This window comes from Dyadobacter fermentans DSM 18053, from assembly GCF_000023125.1.
GTDB lineage: Bacteria > Bacteroidota > Bacteroidia > Cytophagales > Spirosomataceae > Dyadobacter > Dyadobacter fermentans.
The window spans coordinates 4,485,298-4,502,321 of record NC_013037.1 but is presented as its reverse complement, the minus strand read 5'-3'; the positions used below and the strand labels follow the sequence as shown (position 1 = coordinate 4,502,321).

Below are 17,024 nucleotides of genomic sequence, written 5' to 3'. Positions count from 1 at the left end.
AACAGCGGTCCAGTTATTGATCGCGCCGGCAACGCATTCACTCATTCATCAATCGCACCAGTGACCCATTCTTTCATTCACTCATTCAATCATTCAAAATTAAAAAATGAACCGTCGGCACTTTATCCACAACGCCACAGCTGCGGTCACCACTGCGGGTGCACTCACTTCCTTTGAATCCATTGCCGATGCAAACAAGGCCAGTGTCCAGTTCGAGAATAAACTTTCCTTGAAAGTGCTCGGCACGAACTGGGGCTTCAAAGGCACTACTGATCAGTTTTGCGAGGCGGTTAAAAAGGAAGGCTACGACGGCATCGAAATGTGGTGGCAGGGCTCGAAAGAGAAACAAAAGGAGCTTTTCGACGCATTGAAAAAGCATAACCTCGAAGTAGGGTTCCTCTGCGGATCAGGCGAAAAGGATTACCAGACGCATTTGAATGTATTTAAATCGCAGATTAACGCGGCTACCACGCAATGGCCCGTGAAGCCGCTTTACATCAACTGCCACAGCGGCCGCGACCATTTTACCTACGAACAAAACAAGGCATTTATAGACCATACCACCGAAGCCAGCACGAAAAGCGGCATTCCGATTTACCACGAAACCCATCGCGGAAGGATGCTTTTCGCCGCCCATATCGCCCGGAATTTCATCGAGAAAAACCCCGCATTACGCCTCACGCTCGACATTTCGCATTGGTGCAATGTGCATGAAAGCCTGTTGCAGGACCAGGAAGAAACTGTTCAGCTGGCGCTGGCACGCGTGGGGCACATCCACTCGCGCGTGGGCCACGAGGAAGGGCCGCAGGTGAACGACCCGCGCGCGCCGGAATGGGAAGCGGCTGTAAAGGCGCATTTGGCCTGGTGGGATAAAGTGGTGGAATATAAGGTCAAAAGCGGTGAAACGCTGACTGTGCTGACTGAATTTGGCCCGCCGAATTATCAGCCAACCGTACCGTTCACACATCAGCCGCTGTCGGACCAGTGGGGCATTAATGTGCATATGATGCATTTGTTAAGAAAGCGGTACCTGAAATAAAACACTGCGGAAAGGCTGGACTTACACGTCCATTTTTCCCTACTTTGCAATGTTTTAAATCAACGACTCTATGAAAAACACACACTTCCTGCTGGCCCGGGAAGAATCCGATGTTCGCAAAACGTTCCTGGGCGCATTTATAGCCCATATCGACGGCACCAAGGCAACGTCCGTCAAGGATTTTCACGAGGCTATCGCCGCAGCAATGCATTTTCCCGATTATTCAGGCAAAAACCTCGACGCGCTTGATGAAATGCTCAACGACCTTGAATGGATCGATGAGCAAAAGGTCATTATCTATATCGGAAACTCTGGCGACTGGCTTTCCAGGGAAAAATCCGACGACAAAGTCCTGACGGTAATCGACATTTTCGATGCGACCGCAGAAGACTGGAAATGGCTCGACGAAGAGGAAGAAGGCGTGGCGAAAAAGGAACTGCATATCGTTTTCCAGGACTCCCCGCGCATCCGCACCTTGCTCGAAGATCAGGAAATCCCATTCGATACGCTGGATTGAGGCGCTAAATCCCGTCGCCACTGTACATACCCAATTACTGCGAGTATGAGAAAGACGCCGTACAGAATGGCGGTCAAATGGAGGTCTTTGTAGAAATACATAACCACATACGCGGCGTCGGCGACGATCCATATGATCCAGTTTTCGAGGTATTTGCGGGCCATCATCCATTGGCCGATCAGGCTGGCGACGGTCAGGGCGGAATCGGCGTAGGTGAGGCTGGCGTCGGTAAAGCGGCCTAGCAGGAAGCCCCAGCTGAGCGTTACCACGACGAAGATCACCCCGAAAACCGGGTAGAGCCTCACGGGCGTGGGCGCAACCCGTACGCCGTCATAATTTTGCCCGCCGAATTTCCACATCCACCAGCCGTAAATGCTCGTGACGAAGTAATAACCCTGCAAGCCCATGTCGGCGTAGAGCCTTACCTGCCAGAAAACCACGCCGTAAAGCACCGCATTGACGATCCCGAAAAGCCACCCGAGCACATTCTGGCGCGTGTTGAGGTACACGCAGATCGCGCCCGTAATGAAGCCCAGGATTTCGAGAACGGTGGTGGGCAGGCCAGCAAGGGAAACGGGTTGGTTGAGCCAGTCGGTCATGAAGGGAAATGGTCAGAAAAGGTAAAAATAAAATGATATTCCGGATTATTGCACTGCGCCATTTCGGGCTATTTTTGTATTTCGAACAGAATAGCAACAAATCTGGTACGACTGTTGTTATTCATTCCGGCCGGTCGGGAAATTCCCCGAAGCGGCTTTTTGTGTTTGGATTCACGGCGGCGGGAGCCGCATAGCGATTGGATATAATTGGAAGTTAAAGACTTATTAACACTATACGGAGGCGACAGTTACCTGGATGTGCTAAGCGCGCAGATCGCCTCGAAGGATGCCGAAGCGGCGCATGTGCAGATCAAGGGATTGGTTGGAAGCCTCGACGCAGTGATTGCGGCAGCGGTGCAGCACAGGAAAAAAACGCCGGCATTGTACATTCTCAGCGACCGCGAGGAAGCCGCCTATTTTCAGAATGATTTGCAGAACCTGCTGGGCGCGACGGAGGTGCTTTTTTACCCCACGTCGTACAAGCGGCCTTATCATTACGAGGAGGTGGATAATGCCAATGTGCTCATGCGCGGCGAGATTCTCAACAAACTCAGCGCAGGTCGCAGCACCCCGGTCCAGATCGTGACCTACCCGGAGGCATTGTTTGAAAAAGTAATCAACAAGCGCTCGCTCCGGGCGAACACATTCTCTGTAAAAGTAGGTGAGAAGCTTGATCCCGCGTTCCTGACGGAGTTTTTGAACAGCTATGGCTTCGAAATCACCGATTTTGTATTCGAAGCCGGACAGTTTTCCGTGCGCGGGGGGATTTTGGACGTGTTTTCATTCGCCAACGAACATCCGTTCCGTATCGAGCTCTTTGGCGATGAGGTGGAAAGCATCCGCTCTTTCGACCCCGACACGCAGCTTTCGATTGAGAGCGTGAAGCAGATCAATATCGTCCCCGACATTCAGCAAAAGCTCTCGCACGAAACGCGCGACTCATTCCTGAGTTTCTTCACCGACGACACGGCGATCTGGTTCAAAGACGCCGAGCTGACATTGGAGGTGATTGAAAAATGTTTTGAAAGAGCTGAAAAAGCGCTGGAAGAAGTAACCGGCGGCGGCGTGCAGATCGTTTCAAACCCGCAGGAGCTTTTCGAGACGCGGCGCGGCTTTCTGAACCAGGTGAAGAAGTTCAAAACCGTGGAGTTTGGGAAGAAATCCTATTTCAAAACCGAATCCAAGCTGCCTTATTCTTCGAAACCGCAGCCTTCATTTAATAAAGATTTTAAACGACTTTTGGACGATTTATCTGAAAATCAGAACAAAGGCTATCTCAATATCATCGTCGCCGAGCAGCCCAAGCAGCTCGACAGGCTGGAACGCATCTTCGAAGACCTGGACCCGTTCGTGAAATTCCGGCCGATGCACATTTCGCTGCGGGAAGGTTTTGTGGACGACAACCTGAAAGTGGCGTGCTACACCGATCACCAGATTTTCGCGCGTTTTCACAAATACCGGTTGAAAGAAAAATTCAGCAAATCCAAGGCGATGACCTTGAAAGAGCTGAAATCGTTGCAGGTAGGAGATTTTGTGACGCACGTCGATTACGGCATTGGCCGCTTTGGGGGCATGGAGCGCAAGGATGTGAACGGGAAGGAGCAGGAGGCGGTACGACTGATTTACCGCGACAATGATTTGCTGTACGTAAGCGTGCATAACCTCCACAAAATCGCCAAATACACCGGCAAGGAAGGCACGCCGCCCGCTATGAGCAAGCTTGGTTCGGGGGAATGGGAAGCTAAAAAGTCGAAGGTTAAGAAGCAGCTGAAAGACATTGCCCATGAGCTGATCGCATTGTACGCCAAACGCCGCCAGGCACCGGGTTTTCCGTTTTCAAAAGACAATTACCTGCAAGTGGAGCTCGAATCGTCGTTTATATATGAAGACACGCCCGACCAGGCGACGGCTACGGCCAATGTGAAGGACGATATGGAGAAAGGCCACCCGATGGACCGGCTCGTGTGCGGGGATGTGGGTTTTGGTAAAACCGAAATCGCGATCCGTGCCGCATTTAAGGCCGTGTGTGACAGTAAGCAGGTGGCGGTACTCGTGCCGACGACCATCCTGGCCATGCAGCATTATAAAACATTCAGCGAGCGCCTTGCCGATTTTCCGGCCCGCGTGGGTTATATCAACCGTTTCAAGTCGGCGAAGGAGATCAAGCAGACTTTGAAAGAAGCCGAGGAGGGCAAGATCGACATTCTCATCGGTACCCACCGCATTTTGAATAAAGATGTGAAATTCAAGGATCTGGGTCTGCTGGTTGTCGACGAAGAGCAGAAGTTTGGGGTAAAAGCCAAAGACCGGCTGAAAGAAATGCGAGTGAATGTGGACGTACTGACATTGACGGCCACGCCAATCCCGCGCACGCTGCATTTCTCACTCATGGGCGCGCGCGACCTTTCGGTAATCGCTACGCCACCGCCGAACCGGCAGCCGGTTACTACGGAAGTTCATACATTCAGCGAGGAATTTATCCGCGACGCGATCAGCTTCGAAGTGCAGCGCGGCGGACAGGTTTTCTTTGTCCATAACCGTGTAAACGACATCGAATCCATCGCCAATATCATCCTGCGCCTCGTGCCCGACGTGCGCATAGGCGTGGCGCACGGGCAAATGGAAGGCGATAAGCTGGAAAAAGTGATGATGAACTTCATCGAAGGTGAATACGACATCCTCGTTTCGACGAATATCATCGAATCGGGTATCGATATTGCCAATGCAAATACGATTATCATTAATTCCGCGCATATGTTCGGTCTTTCGGACCTGCACCAGATGCGCGGCCGCGTGGGGCGCTCGAATAGGAAGGCATTTTGCTACCTGCTCACGCCGTCGGCTTCGACGCTGGCGAGCGATTCGCGCAAACGTTTACAGACATTGGAAGAGTTTTCCGACCTCGGGGACGGTTTCAAGGTAGCGATGCGCGACCTCGACATTCGCGGCGCGGGTAACCTGCTGGGCGCCGAGCAGAGTGGTTTTGTGAACGATTTGGGATATGAATTATACCACAAAATGCTCGATGAGGCCGTTCATGAGCTGAAAAGCAATGAATTCAAAGACCTGTTCGAAGGCGTTTTTAGCCTGCCGAAAAACCTGGTGCCGGACACGCAGATCGAGACGGATTTCGCGACGCTGATTCCGGATGATTATGTTAAAAATATTTCGGAAAGGCTGTCGTTATATACCCGCCTCGACAATATTGGGACGGAAGAGGAACTCGGTAAATTCGAACAGGAAGTACTCGACCGTTTCGGCCCGATTCCGCATGAAGTGCAGGACTTGCTCAAAACGGTCCGTTTGCGCTGGGAAGCAGAGGCTTTGCAGTTTGAAAAACTGACTTTGAAAAGCAATACGATGAAAGGCTACTTCGTTACTTCGCAGAATGACGAATTCTTTCAATCGGCGAAGTTCGGACAGGTGATCGATTACATTAAAAAACACCCGAAACAAATTTCGCTTAAAGATCAGAAAGGCAAGCTGATATTGATTTGCGAGGACATTAAAAGCATTGATCAGGCGCGCCAGGTGTTAATGGAAATGACACAGTAAAAGTGGCCCTGCGTTACCTGATAATTGATTTTTAAAAATAATACCGATTGATTTCATACATTTGCGGTTTCGCATACTATAAAATACCAAACACTTAAGTCACTTTAAAGCAATGATTTGCATGCAAAAGATGGGTACCCGGTCGATCGCGTTGATTCTGATTGTGTTATTAGCGGCAACTGCGTGTAGTAAAAAGAAGCCGACCAGCTTAAAACCTGGCAAGACCAGCTCGAAAACCGGCTTGGCCTACAACGGTAAAGACGGGTTTGAAGTGAAGCAATACAAAGCTTTGCCGGCCGGTCCTGACCTTGTGTTCATCGAAGGTGGCCGTTTCACGATGGGTTCGTTGGAAGAGGATGTGATGACGCGCCGGGACAACCCGAAACGGACGGTCAGTATCCAGTCGTTCTACATGGACCAGACGGAAGTGGCGAACGTTCACTACCTCGAATATTTGAATGCGGTCCAGAAGGATTCTTCCGAAGAATTTTACACAAAAGCACTTCCTGATACCAACGTTTGGTTCAACGAGCTGTCGTTCAACGACTCTTACGTAACCATGTATCTGCGCCACCCGGGCTTCCGCCTCTATCCGGTGGTAGGTGTATCCTGGGTACAAGCTAACGACTACTGCGCATGGCGTACCGCTGCGGTGAGCCAGGCCAACAATGCCAAAGGCGCGGCAGCCGCAGGTGGTGGCAAGAAAAAAGGATTCTCATTCGGCAAGAAGAAAAAAGCAGCAGAAGGCGAGGCAGTTGCGGCTGCTGATGCACCGGCACCACAGCTTCGCATTGAAAGCGGCTACGTGATGCCTCCATACCGCCTTCCGACAGAAGCGGAGTTCGAATACGCGGCAATGGCGATGATCGGAACACAGTATTCGGATGAAAACCAGGCCAATTCAAGAATTTATCCGTGGGACGGTTCTACGATGCGTAACCCACGCGGCCGTAAGCAGGGAACAATGTTGGCGAACTTCAAACGCGGTCCTGGTGACTATGCCGGTATCGCAGGTAAATCCAACGACGGCGCGATCATCACACAGGAGATCCGCTCGTATCCTGCCAACGACAATGGCCTTTATGACATGGCCGGTAACGTAAGCGAATGGGTGTACGACGTGTACCGCCCGCTTTCCAACAGCGATGTGAACGATTTGAACTCTTTCCGTCGTGACGGTTATCAGGATGAGGCGAAAAATTACGATACCAAGAACAGCAACTCAATGGTAGACGATAAGCTGAGAGTCTACAAAGGTGGTTCATGGTCGGACGTGGCTTACTGGTTGTCGCCAGGAACCCGCCGCTACATGGATCAGGACTCTGCTACTGCGATGGTAGGTTTCCGTTGCGCCATGATTGCAACCGGTACTCACAAAGAGTAAGATATTAAGTTATACCAACGCGAAAGCCGCTGTTCTTCCGAACGGCGGCTTTTTGTTTTCAATGCTGTGCCAATGCGATGGTGAGGATATGGAACTGCTTGCATCCGGCGGCTAACAATGTGCGTGCGCATTCTTCCAATGTAGCACCGGTGGTGAGCACATCGTCGATCAGGATCACGCTCTGGGGCGAAAAGCCCGGTTTTACTGAAAATACACCCTGTACATTTTCCCTTCTTTCGAGTTTGGTTTTGCCTGTTTGCGTTTCGGTGTAGCGGACCCGTTCGAGCATCGTGCCAGACCACGGAATGCCGGTGGCGTTGGAAAAGCCTTCGGCAAGCAGGTCACTCTGATTATAGCCGCGCTGTTTGCGTTTTTTAGTATGCAGCGGAATGCTGAGTATGATCTCGGCGTCGGGTAAATGGCCTGCCGCATTAAGTTCCTGGCCGAACATTTGTCCAAGCAGCGTTCCTACTTGCTGATCGCCTTTGTATTTCAGCGCGTGCAGCAGCTTTTGTACTTTGCTTTTTTTAGTAAATATCAAAAATGAATAGGCCGACATCACTTCCGGCAGGTTTACGAACTTGAACTGCAAGGTTTCGCTATGCAGCCCGCCAATGCCTACGCGCGGCAGTGATATGCGGCACAATGTGCAAATGCAGGCTTCGTTACCTTGCAGCGGCTGGTCGCAGGCCTCACAGCAGCGCGGGAAGAGCAAGTCGAGGAAATCGCGGAGGAGGTGTTTCAGGTTCATTTTTCCAATTTTTCAAGGTGAATTTCAACCTGTCTGAATACCTTTGCACGACAAACACCAATCGCCGCCCATGACAACGCTGATCGTAAATGCCCAGGTCGTAAATGAAAACCAGGTTCAGTATTTAGACGTAATAATTGAAAATGGTCACATTAAAAAAATCGGAAGCGACTTGCAGCACACGCCAGCCGACCGGGTGATCGACGCGAAAGGGCTTTATCTGATGCCGGGCGTGATCGACGACCAGGTGCATTTCCGCGAGCCGGGCCTCACACACAAGGCGAATATTTACACAGAATCCAAAGCGGCCGTTGCCGGAGGGGTTACTTCCTTTATGGAAATGCCCAACACCGTGCCCAACACGCTCACGCAGCTGTTGCTCGAAGACAAATACCAGATCGGGGCCAACACGTCGCTGGCCAACTACTCGTTTTTCATGGGCGCTTCGAACGACAATTACGACGAGGTCATGCGTACCGATCCTACGAAGGTTTGCGGGATCAAGATATTCATGGGGTCTTCTACGGGAAATATGCTCGTGGACGCGCCGGAGGTTTTGGAAAAACTGTTTGCCAATGCACCCTGCATTATCGCCACGCATTGCGAGGACGAGCCGACGGTGAAGGCCAGATTAGCCCTTTTCAAAGAAAAATACGGCGATGACGTGCCCTACGACATTCACGCATTGATCCGCAATGAGGAAGCTTGCCTCAAATCATCCACATTCGCCAGTTCGCTCGCGCATAAACACGGCACGAGACTGCACATTCTGCACATTTCGACGGGTGATGAAGTTCATCTGTTCGAAGTAGGAAACCGGAGCAATGGTAAGATCGTGCTCGCCAACGGTCAGCCCAAACTGGTTACCGCCGAGGCCTGCGTGCACCATTTGTGGTTTGATGCGGAAGATTACCGGAAATTAGGTAATGAGATCAAATGCAACCCGGCGATCAAAGCGCCACACCACAAAGAAAAAATCTTGCAAGCGGTGCTCGACAATCGCATTGACGTCATTGCAACCGACCATGCGCCGCACACCATCGAGGAAAAGGCGCAGCATTACTGGCAGGCACCATCCGGCTTGCCGCTCGTTCAGCATACGTTGAACGTAATGTTGGAATTAAGCAGAGAAGGCAAGATCTCCATCGACCGCGTGGCCGAAAAAATGAGCCACGCCGTGGCCGATCTTTTCGATATCAGCGGACGTGGTTATATTCGGGAAGGGTATTGGGCAGACCTGATCCTGGTGGACCTGAATGCAACGACGCAGGTAGAAAAGGCCAATATTTACTCCAAATGCGGCTGGTCGCCTTTTGAAGGCACGGAGTTCCACTCACGCATTACCCATACGTTCGTATCGGGGCACCTCGTTTATGAGAATGGAGAATTTGATGAAACGGTGAAAGGAAAGCGCTTAACCTTTAGCCGCTAGGTAATCGTAGTAGTTCTGGATCACGTTCAGGTCGGCCTCGGTCCAATCGAGGGTAGGGAGGTCTGCGGCTTTGAGCCAGAGGATTTGCTCGTGCTCGGTTAATATAAAATCGGTGGTTTCCACCTTGCACACGAACGGTACGAGCACGATTTCACGCCAGCCCTGGTCTTTGGAAGTTTCAGGAAGCTTGTCGACGATCTCGACGGCCACATTGAGTTCTTCCATGATCTCACGGGATAATGCCTGTTCGTCTGTTTCGCCTTTTTCGAGCTTTCCGCCGGGGAATTCCCATTGGAGGGGGAAGGACAATGCCGCGCTGCGCTGCCCGGCGAGTACTTTTCCATCATGTTCAATCACAGCACAAGGCACTCTCACAACCAACTTTTCGGAAACCAGTACTTCGATCATAGGAGGCGGTTACGCTAATTCACCGCAAAATTACAATTTTCAGGTTTACGTTGTATATTTCTACTAAAAGTTCTTAAAAAGTTAATGCTCAGAACAGTTCGCCAGAGCGGTGGCGAGGCAGGATTCCAAGGTGCCTGAATGCCTTTTCCGTCACTTCACGGCCACGTGAGGTGCGTTTGATATAACCTTCCTGAATGAGGAACGGCTCGTAAACTTCCTCGATGGTGTCGGCTTCCTCGCCGCAAGCCGTAGCAATGGTAGATAAGCCCACCGGCCCGCCTTTGAACTTCTGAATAATGGTGCTGAGAATGCGGTTGTCCATTTCGTCCAGGCCGTTTTGGTCCACGTCCAATGCTTGTAATGCCATTTCGGCAATGGCTACGGTAATGCGCCCATTACCTTTCACCTGGGCAAAATCGCGGGTCCTTCTCAGCAAATTATTGGCAATACGCGGCGTACCGCGGCTCCGGCGGGCTATTTCGAATGCCGCGTCTTCTTCCAGCGGCGTTCCAAGGATGGAGGCAGAGCGTTTCAGAATGGACGACAGCAACTGCGCATCATAATATTCCAGCCGCGCATTGATCCCGAACCTCGCGCGCAAGGGCGATGTGAGCATACCCGCCCGCGTAGTGGCGCCGATAAGCGTGAACGGGTTCAGGCCGATCTGGATGCTGCGGGCATTCGGGCCGCTATCGAGCATAATGTCGATTTTATAATCTTCCATCGCGGAGTAGAGGTATTCTTCGACAATGGGGTTCAAGCGGTGGATTTCGTCGATGAAAAGGACGTCGTGCTCCTGCAAATTGGTGAGTAGCCCGGCCAGGTCGCTGGGCTTGTCGAGTACCGGGCCGGAGGTGATTTTAATACCTGAGCCGAGCTCGTTGGCAATGATGTTCGACAAAGTCGTTTTGCCTAATCCCGGAGGGCCATGCAGCAGCACGTGGTCCAGAGCATCGCCGCGCTGGCGTGCGGCCTGCACGAATATTCTCAGGTTTTCAAGAATTTTGTCCTGCCCGGTAAAATCTTCAAAAGACAAAGGCCGCAAGGCACGTTCAATGTCTTTGTCGGTATTGGAAAGGTTTTCTTTATCTCCGGACAGATAATCCTGGCGCATAGTCGGTTGAATAGACGTGGAAAACCAGCCGACCGTTTCAGCGGTGGCTGGTTTGATATTGGTTAACCAAAAATAATTGTTTTAATCTGCAAAAGGAAAGCTTACCGGATCACCATCACCGCCCCGCGCTTCACGGTAGGGTTGCGTTCGGGATAATAAAGGGCTTCGTAGGAAACAACATACGGATAGCTGCCCGGCTGTACTTTCAAACCCTTGTATGTTCCGTCCCAACGCGCTTCTATGTCGGTAGTAGCGAAAATAACTTCGCCCCAACGGTTATAAATCCGCATAGAGAAGTTGGTATAGTAAGCGCCGAAAACTTCAAGGATCTCGTTGTGGCCTTCTCCGTCGGGCGTGAATGCATCTGGAATGAAGAACCGCGGCTCGCATTTATCGACCACGTCGGTAGTTTGTTCCGTCACGCAGCCCTCCTGATTCGTGGCTCGCACGGTATATTTCCCTTCCTGGTTGACGGTAACCGTCCGCGTGGTATCGCCGGAGTGCGGCCACAGGTATTGATACGGCCCTTGCCCGTTGGCATCGAGAATGACAGATTGGCCATCCGGAATACAAATGAAGTTTTCGGGTGCCAGGCCGAGGATTGGCGAAGGCAGCTCGCCTACCTGAATGGTGTCCGAATTGTAGCAATCGTTGCGATCTTTCACTACTACGCTATATTGCCCGGGCTGACCAATGGTCACTTCACGGGTGTCTTCCCCTGTGCTCCATTTGTATTCGATCCAGCGGTCGCTTTGTACGCGCAGAACAATGGAGCTGTCGCGGCACAATGTCGTATCCGGGCCGATGGAGAAGGCCGGCGGCTTGCGCAATGTGATTTCGATGGTGTCTGCTGCGTAGCAATCTCCCTGCGGGCCGTTGAATGCGATGGCAATGTAGCGGCCGGTTGAAGTGGCATTATAAGTCCGTCCACGGCCTACGACGCGTCCGCGGTTGATCCACGCATACACTTCCGCATTCACTTTCATATCCAGCGGCACATAGGCCCCGCAAGTGTCCTTATCGGGTCCTAGGTCGATGTTGGCTGGCGTTTCGTAAATGGTGATCTCCCGCACGATCGTCGTGTCGGCACATTTGTTGGTAGCGCGCATGGCTACCATGTACTTGCCGGGCTGGGTGTAAGTGTACGTCGCGGTCGTCGTTTTGGAAGGAGCTGTAAACGACCCATTACCGAGGAAGTCCCACGAGTAGCTATCTTCTATCGGATCACACATAGGGCTGGCCTGGAACTGCGTGGGTTCATTCGTACAAAATCCGTCGGCCTCAAATCCAGGCCCGGAGGATTCCTGCGTGAAGTCCTGCACCATGTTCGGTAGCCCAAGCTGGCTCTTTTTACCGCCCAGATTGGCTCCGTCGCGCTCGTAGTCGACGCCTGTTAATGAGTTTCCTTCCGGCTCGCCGATCGTTGCCAGGTACTCGCTGCCCTCGATGGCCATGTAAATACGGCCATCCGGCCCGAACTGCAATGCGCCGTATTTCTGGGTGGCGGAACTGTCGATGGTAATGGCCGTTTCTATGACCAGACTATCGGGCAATGAGAGGTCGTATTGTTTCAAAAGGGAGTTTGTACCGTTCTCGCTCTGAAACGAAATGTACATTTTTTCGCCACTCGGGGAGAATTCGATCCCGTAGGCAATGGGCGGCGCGGGGCCGAGGTCCATCGTTTTTTTGTAGGTCAACGTGCCCGTGGAGTCGTTGAAACTAAACAGCTCCACATAATTGCGTGCCGGGCCGGGAATTACCACAGCCAGTTGGCGCTCGCCTGTGGTGCTATCCGGCGACGAGAATTTCATGTAGCCCTCGGCTTTATTCGTGCTATCGTGCGCCATGCCCAGCTCGGGTGCGCTTACTTCGACGAGCCCGCCCGTAGTAGCATGGAAAATGCGGAATTTATTGGTGCCGTAATCGTGCGAAACAACCCAGTAAGTGCTGTCTCGGTCGTTGCGGACGGAGGCAATGCGTTCGGTGGTAGGTTGTTGGAGCGTTGTGTTTTGCTCAATAATCTGGCCTAACCCATTGTTCCGGCGCATATCGACTACGCTTACCGTCAACAGCTTTTCTCCATTAATGTCGGTGGTAGTGAATACATTATATAAATACTCGCAGCCGCGGCAGGTGGGCTGGGGCACAATGAGCACCGATTGCGTGGAATTCGGGCTGCCTTTCATCGGCGCGCACGGCCCGAACGTGCACGTCATTTCATCCCCGTTCTTGTTCCAGACCTTGATGCCGTCCGAATAGAAAAGCAACTGGCCCTTGGAATTGGCAATGGACGAGGTCCCCTCGGGTGTATTCAGCTTCCCATCCGTCAATGGTGTGGGGGGAGTATTGGAAAAATCCAGGCCCGCATTTCCTCCGAAATACCACTTGGAACCTTCCTGCGCCTGTGGCTCCATACAGATCTTGACATTGATCCGATTCTGGATTTTACAGCCATTGGGCATAATCACCTCGACCGAATAACAGCCTGAACTGTCGACCCTTAATGTCTGAGTAGTATCGCCTTTGGGGTACCAGATATATTTGGCGCCGCTTGGCGCTCCGCTGGGATAAGGATCGAGGATCAGCGTGTCGCCTTTACAAATGGTGGTATCGATTTTCCATTCCTGAAATTCGGGAGGGAGCTCGCCGATTTGTACGGGCTGTGAAACTGTCTCAGTTGCCCCGCTTTTGAGCGTTCTTACCAGGGTGACCGTGTAAGTACCGGGCGCCATGTAGGAATGTTGCGGATTTCGCCTGGTGTCCGTCGCGCTTCCGTCCCCAAAATTCCATCGCCAGGCGACAGCGTCAATAACGGGGTCCCGGAATGAAGTTGAGTCGGCTTCGCAATCTGGATTCTGCATGCATTGCCCTTTCACCTCAAAGGGCGTTGCTGCGTCCGCAAATGTCGCGGCGAGCATGAGCAGGCAGAGGACATAAAAAAATCGGTGGTATCTATTATAAAATCGCCCCATGTTTCGTTACTTGTTCAAACACCCCTAGCCGTCTCATAAAATATTCAGATTACCCGACATTACTAACGAAAATAAAATGTTAAAATTTTGTGCGGTAATGTCGTAAAAACCACTCTAATTTGAATATTAATACGCAATTTGAGGATATTTTGTGAAATTAATCAGGTAATTTTTTTGAGCCCGGAGCGGGGCCGTTTTTCAGGAAGCGGCAAGCCTATATATCTATGATCAAGCGTTTACTTCCTCTCTTCATACTGACACTGCTTTGCCTGAAAGGTTGGAGCCAGGATCCGCAATTTTCGCAGTTCTATGCCAACCCGTTATACCTGAACCCGGCATTGGCCGGTGGGGCGCTTGCACCGCGTGCAACCATCAATTACCGTAACCAATGGCCTTCACTGTCGGCCAACTTCGTGACCACCTCGTTTGGCGCCGACGTCTTCTTGCCAAATGTTAACAGCGGCGTGGGGGTGCTGGTAACAATGGACAGCCAAGGCCTTGGAAACCTGAAATCGACCGAGGCAGCATTGCAATATTCCTACCAGATCCAGTTCAATGAATTGACTTCGCTCCGCCTGGGTATCCAGGGCGGTATCGCCTCGCGGACGCTCGATTACTTCGGGCTTACATTCGGAGATCAGTATAACAATGGCGGGTTAACCGGCGGGCCTTCCGATGATCCGTTTGCACAAGGCGGCCCCAATGTATTTTATGCCGACTTCGCCGCGGGCGCCATGCTGTATTCGGATTGGTACTGGGCTGGAATTTCGGCACACCACCTCAACCGCCCCGATCAGGCATTCTCGGGCCTGACCCAGGCACGGCTGCCGGTAAAAGCCAGCTTGCAGGCCGGTTTGCGCATTCCATTTGCAGGATACACATTCCTGGGCGACGAAATCGATAAGGAAAAGACCATTTCGCCGGCCATTATGTACAAAAAACAAGGCAAATACGACCAGTTCGATGCCGGTATGTACGTGACCATCGAGCCATTGGTGGTGGGTGCTTGGTACCGCGGGATTCCTTTCAAAAAATACGAACAGAATATCAATAATCACGAATCGCTGATATTCCTGGCCGGTTTCCGTCAGGACAAATTTTCGATCGGTTACAGCTATGATCTCACCATTTCTACTTTGGGTGCAGGCAGCGGCGGCGCCCATGAGATTTCGCTCTCCTATGTATTCGCTCCGCTGGAATCCAAGCCGAAGCGCCCGAAGACACGGAAACGCCAGCTTTCCTGCCCGAAATTTTGACACGCTTTGAAAAAAATGAGTTGAAAAGTGCTTAGGGTAAACTGAGACGGTAAAAGTCTTTTCCGGTGGTTAATCACTATCAAAAATCTTTTACAGAGTATGTCTAATTACCGAAACCTGAATTTACTTTTCACCTTTTTGCTACTGATGGTTGCATTGAGCACAGTAGCAGCTCCTCCCAAGCGGGAATTTTACGAAATCAAAATCTATCACCTCAAAAATGCCGATCAGGAAGCGCGCGTAGAAGCATTCCTGAAAGACGCCTACGTTCCTGCCGCCCACCGCGCGGGAATCAAAAATGTGGGGGTATTTAAGCCGGTGAAGACCGATACAATGGCCGGAAAGCTGATTTACGTGCTTACGCCTTTGAAATCGCTCGACCAGCTGCTTACACTGCCCAAAACGCTGGACAAAGATGCGGCCTACACTTCGGCGGGGAAGGATTACATTGATGCCAACTACAAAAATGCCCCCTACGCCCGTTTTGAGTCGATTATCCTGCAAGCATTTACTGATGCTCCCGTGCTTACGAAGCCAGCGCTGACCGGCCCAAAAAGCGAGCGCGTGTACGAGTTGCGCAGCTACGAAGGCCACACGGAAAAAATTTACCAGAATAAGGTGAAGATGTTCAATGCGGGCGGAGAAGTTCCGTTGTTCAAGCGCCTGGGTTTCAATGCGGTGTTTTACGGAGAGGTGATCGCCGGCAGCCACATGCCCAACCTGATGTACATGACTACTTTCGACAACAAGGCTTCGCGTGACGCGCACTGGAAATCTTTCAGCGAGGATGCGGAATGGAACAAGCTGAAAGTAAATCCGGAGTATCAGAACAACGTTTCAAAAAACACGAGCTTCTATTTGTATCCCACCGAATATTCGGATATATAGCATCCGAAACGGTTCCAATCATTTTGAAATGATGAATCAGGGCAAGCGCCGTTTCAGGGCAGCCCGGTTCATCATTTTTTGTTTAAAACCTGACATTATGAAAGCCGCTATTTTAAAAAACCTTCATGAGCCGCTGGTGATTGAAGACACGCAGAAGCCCAATCCGGGCCCGGGTGAGGCGCTTGTTGAGCTTAAAGCCGCGTCGCTCAACCACCGCGACGTTTGGATACAAAAAGGACTTTACCCGCGCATTACCACGCCCATTATCCCCGGTTCGGACGGTGCGGGAATTGTGACGGAGGTGGGTGATGGTGTAGCCAAAAGCTGGATCGGCAAGGAAGTGATCATTAACCCGTCGCAAAACTGGGGCGATAATCCTGATTTTTACAGCGAAGACCATAAAATCCTCGGCCTGCCAGATAATGGGACATTTGCGGGATACGTCAAAACCGAAGCAAAATACCTGGCCGAAAAACCTGCGCATTTGTCGTTCGAAGAAGCGGCTGCATTGCCGATGGGCGGGCTCACGGCCTGGCGGTCGCTCATAACGCGTGCCCGGTTCCGTGCGGGCGACCGTGTGCTCGTAACGGGTGCGGGGGGCGGTGTGGCATTGTTTGTGATCCAGTTTGCGATCTCCTCCGGTGCGGAAGTGTGGGTAACCTCCGGCTCTGATCAGAAAATCCAGCGGGCAATTGAAATGGGTGCCAAAGGCGGCATTAATTATAAAAACCCGACCTGGTTCCGAGACTTGCTCGTGAAAGCGCGCGGACCGAAGACGGGTTACTTCAATGTGATTATCGACAGCGCGGGAGGCCCCGGTTTTGCCAAACTGATCGACATTGCGGCACCGGGTGCGCGCATTTGCTTCTATGGCGGAGGCACGGGCAACATTACTGACATTGTACCTGCGAAAGTGTTTTTCAAACAGCTCAACATATACGGCAGCACGATGGGCACCGAGCAGGAGTTTGCGGAAATGGTGCAGTTTATCGGCGAAAAGCAAATCGTACCGATTATAGACAAGGTGTTTCCGCTGGAAGAAGCCGAGCAGGCGCTGCGCTACATGGATTCGGGCCAGCAGTTTGGCAAGATCGTGCTTTCGATCTGAC

Annotated in this window: 13 protein-coding genes; 8 read left to right on the top strand and 5 right to left on the bottom strand. The window is 51.7% G+C overall.

Annotation, left to right across the window (positions count from 1 at the left end; translation table 11 throughout):
* Positions 1-106: 106 nt before the first annotated feature.
* Together DFER_RS18345 and DFER_RS18340 are read left to right on the top strand one after the other, a co-directional pair.
* A complete protein-coding gene (locus DFER_RS18345) occupies positions 107-1,039 on the top strand; it encodes a sugar phosphate isomerase/epimerase family protein (protein ID WP_015813147.1) in 933 nt (310 codons plus the stop codon).
* 70 nt (positions 1,040-1,109) lie between these two features.
* The gene (locus tag DFER_RS18340) at positions 1,110-1,556 is read left to right on the top strand and encodes a barstar family protein (RefSeq protein ID WP_015813146.1); all 447 of its coding nucleotides are present in this window, start codon (positions 1,110-1,112) and stop codon (positions 1,554-1,556) included.
* Here the strand turns inward: DFER_RS18340 and pnuC are convergent.
* Complete coding sequence (gene pnuC, locus DFER_RS18335) at positions 1,526-2,155, bottom strand: nicotinamide riboside transporter PnuC (RefSeq protein ID WP_015813145.1); 630 nt, start codon at positions 2,153-2,155, stop codon at positions 1,526-1,528. The genes DFER_RS18340 and pnuC overlap by 31 nt on opposite strands.
* Before the next feature lie 207 nt (positions 2,156-2,362).
* Between pnuC and mfd the strand changes: the two genes are divergently transcribed.
* Complete coding sequence (gene mfd / locus DFER_RS18325; protein ID WP_015813144.1) at positions 2,363-5,710, top strand: transcription-repair coupling factor; 3,348 nt, start codon at positions 2,363-2,365, stop codon at positions 5,708-5,710.
* A gap of 121 nt (positions 5,711-5,831) precedes the next feature.
* Positions 5,832-7,094, top strand: coding sequence for a gliding motility lipoprotein GldJ (gene gldJ / locus DFER_RS18320; protein ID WP_015813143.1), 1,263 nt, complete (start codon positions 5,832-5,834; stop codon positions 7,092-7,094).
* Positions 7,095-7,152: 58 nt separating this feature from the next.
* Here gldJ and DFER_RS18315 read toward each other — a convergent pair whose 3' ends face one another.
* A complete protein-coding gene (locus DFER_RS18315) occupies positions 7,153-7,845 on the bottom strand; it encodes a ComF family protein (protein ID WP_015813142.1) in 693 nt (230 codons plus the stop codon).
* Positions 7,846-7,915: 70 nt separating this feature from the next.
* On the opposite strand from DFER_RS18315, the gene DFER_RS18310 reads away from it, so the two are divergent.
* Complete coding sequence (locus tag DFER_RS18310) at positions 7,916-9,277, top strand: dihydroorotase (protein WP_015813141.1); 1,362 nt, start codon at positions 7,916-7,918, stop codon at positions 9,275-9,277.
* On the opposite strand, the gene DFER_RS18305 is transcribed toward DFER_RS18310, so the two are convergent.
* The 3 genes from DFER_RS18305 to DFER_RS18295 form a co-directional block, all read right to left on the bottom strand.
* A complete protein-coding gene (locus DFER_RS18305; RefSeq protein WP_015813140.1) occupies positions 9,260-9,685 on the bottom strand; it encodes a (deoxy)nucleoside triphosphate pyrophosphohydrolase in 426 nt (141 codons plus the stop codon). The genes DFER_RS18310 and DFER_RS18305 overlap by 18 nt on opposite strands.
* Before the next feature lie 88 nt (positions 9,686-9,773).
* Entirely contained in the window at positions 9,774-10,799 is a 1,026-nt protein-coding gene (gene ruvB / locus DFER_RS18300; protein ID WP_015813139.1) for a Holliday junction branch migration DNA helicase RuvB, read from the bottom strand.
* 101 nt (positions 10,800-10,900) lie between these two features.
* Positions 10,901-13,660: a PKD domain-containing protein gene (locus tag DFER_RS18295; protein WP_229206041.1), complete on the bottom strand. Its 2,760-nt coding sequence runs from the start codon at positions 13,658-13,660 to the stop codon at positions 10,901-10,903.
* Positions 13,661-13,995: 335 nt separating this feature from the next.
* Between DFER_RS18295 and DFER_RS18290 the strand changes: the two genes are divergently transcribed.
* The 3 genes from DFER_RS18290 to DFER_RS18280 all read left to right on the top strand — a co-directional run bounded on the left by DFER_RS18290 (position 13,996) and on the right by DFER_RS18280 (position 17,023).
* A complete protein-coding gene (locus DFER_RS18290; RefSeq protein ID WP_015813137.1) occupies positions 13,996-15,027 on the top strand; it encodes a PorP/SprF family type IX secretion system membrane protein in 1,032 nt (343 codons plus the stop codon).
* A 99-nt stretch (positions 15,028-15,126) separates the two neighbouring features.
* The gene (locus tag DFER_RS18285) at positions 15,127-15,915 is read left to right on the top strand and encodes an NIPSNAP family protein (protein ID WP_015813136.1); all 789 of its coding nucleotides are present in this window, start codon (positions 15,127-15,129) and stop codon (positions 15,913-15,915) included.
* Between the two features lie 97 nt (positions 15,916-16,012).
* A complete protein-coding gene (locus DFER_RS18280) occupies positions 16,013-17,023 on the top strand; it encodes a zinc-binding dehydrogenase (RefSeq protein WP_041736511.1) in 1,011 nt (336 codons plus the stop codon).
* Position 17,024 lies beyond the last annotated feature (1 nt).

Bases quoted from the DNA above. Each gene is read 5' to 3' on its own strand.
- gldJ (WP_015813143.1), top strand. From the start codon at position 5,832: ATGCAAAAGATGGGTACCCGGTCGATCGCGTTGATTCTGATTGTGTTA.
- DFER_RS18345 (WP_015813147.1), top strand. From the start codon at position 107: ATGAACCGTCGGCACTTTATCCACAACGCCACAGCTGCGGTCACCACT.
- DFER_RS18340 (WP_015813146.1), top strand. From the start codon at position 1,110: ATGAAAAACACACACTTCCTGCTGGCCCGGGAAGAATCCGATGTTCGC.
- DFER_RS18285 (WP_015813136.1), top strand. From the start codon at position 15,127: ATGTCTAATTACCGAAACCTGAATTTACTTTTCACCTTTTTGCTACTG.
- DFER_RS18280 (WP_041736511.1), top strand. From the start codon at position 16,013: ATGAAAGCCGCTATTTTAAAAAACCTTCATGAGCCGCTGGTGATTGAA.
- DFER_RS18290 (WP_015813137.1), top strand. From the start codon at position 13,996: ATGATCAAGCGTTTACTTCCTCTCTTCATACTGACACTGCTTTGCCTG.
- ruvB (WP_015813139.1), bottom strand. From the start codon at position 10,799: ATGCGCCAGGATTATCTGTCCGGAGATAAAGAAAACCTTTCCAATACC.
- DFER_RS18310 (WP_015813141.1), top strand. From the start codon at position 7,916: ATGACAACGCTGATCGTAAATGCCCAGGTCGTAAATGAAAACCAGGTT.
- DFER_RS18305 (WP_015813140.1), bottom strand. From the start codon at position 9,685: ATGATCGAAGTACTGGTTTCCGAAAAGTTGGTTGTGAGAGTGCCTTGT.
- DFER_RS18295 (WP_229206041.1), bottom strand. From the start codon at position 13,660: ATGCAGAATCCAGATTGCGAAGCCGACTCAACTTCATTCCGGGACCCC.
- pnuC (WP_015813145.1), bottom strand. From the start codon at position 2,155: ATGACCGACTGGCTCAACCAACCCGTTTCCCTTGCTGGCCTGCCCACC.
- DFER_RS18315 (WP_015813142.1), bottom strand. From the start codon at position 7,845: ATGAACCTGAAACACCTCCTCCGCGATTTCCTCGACTTGCTCTTCCCG.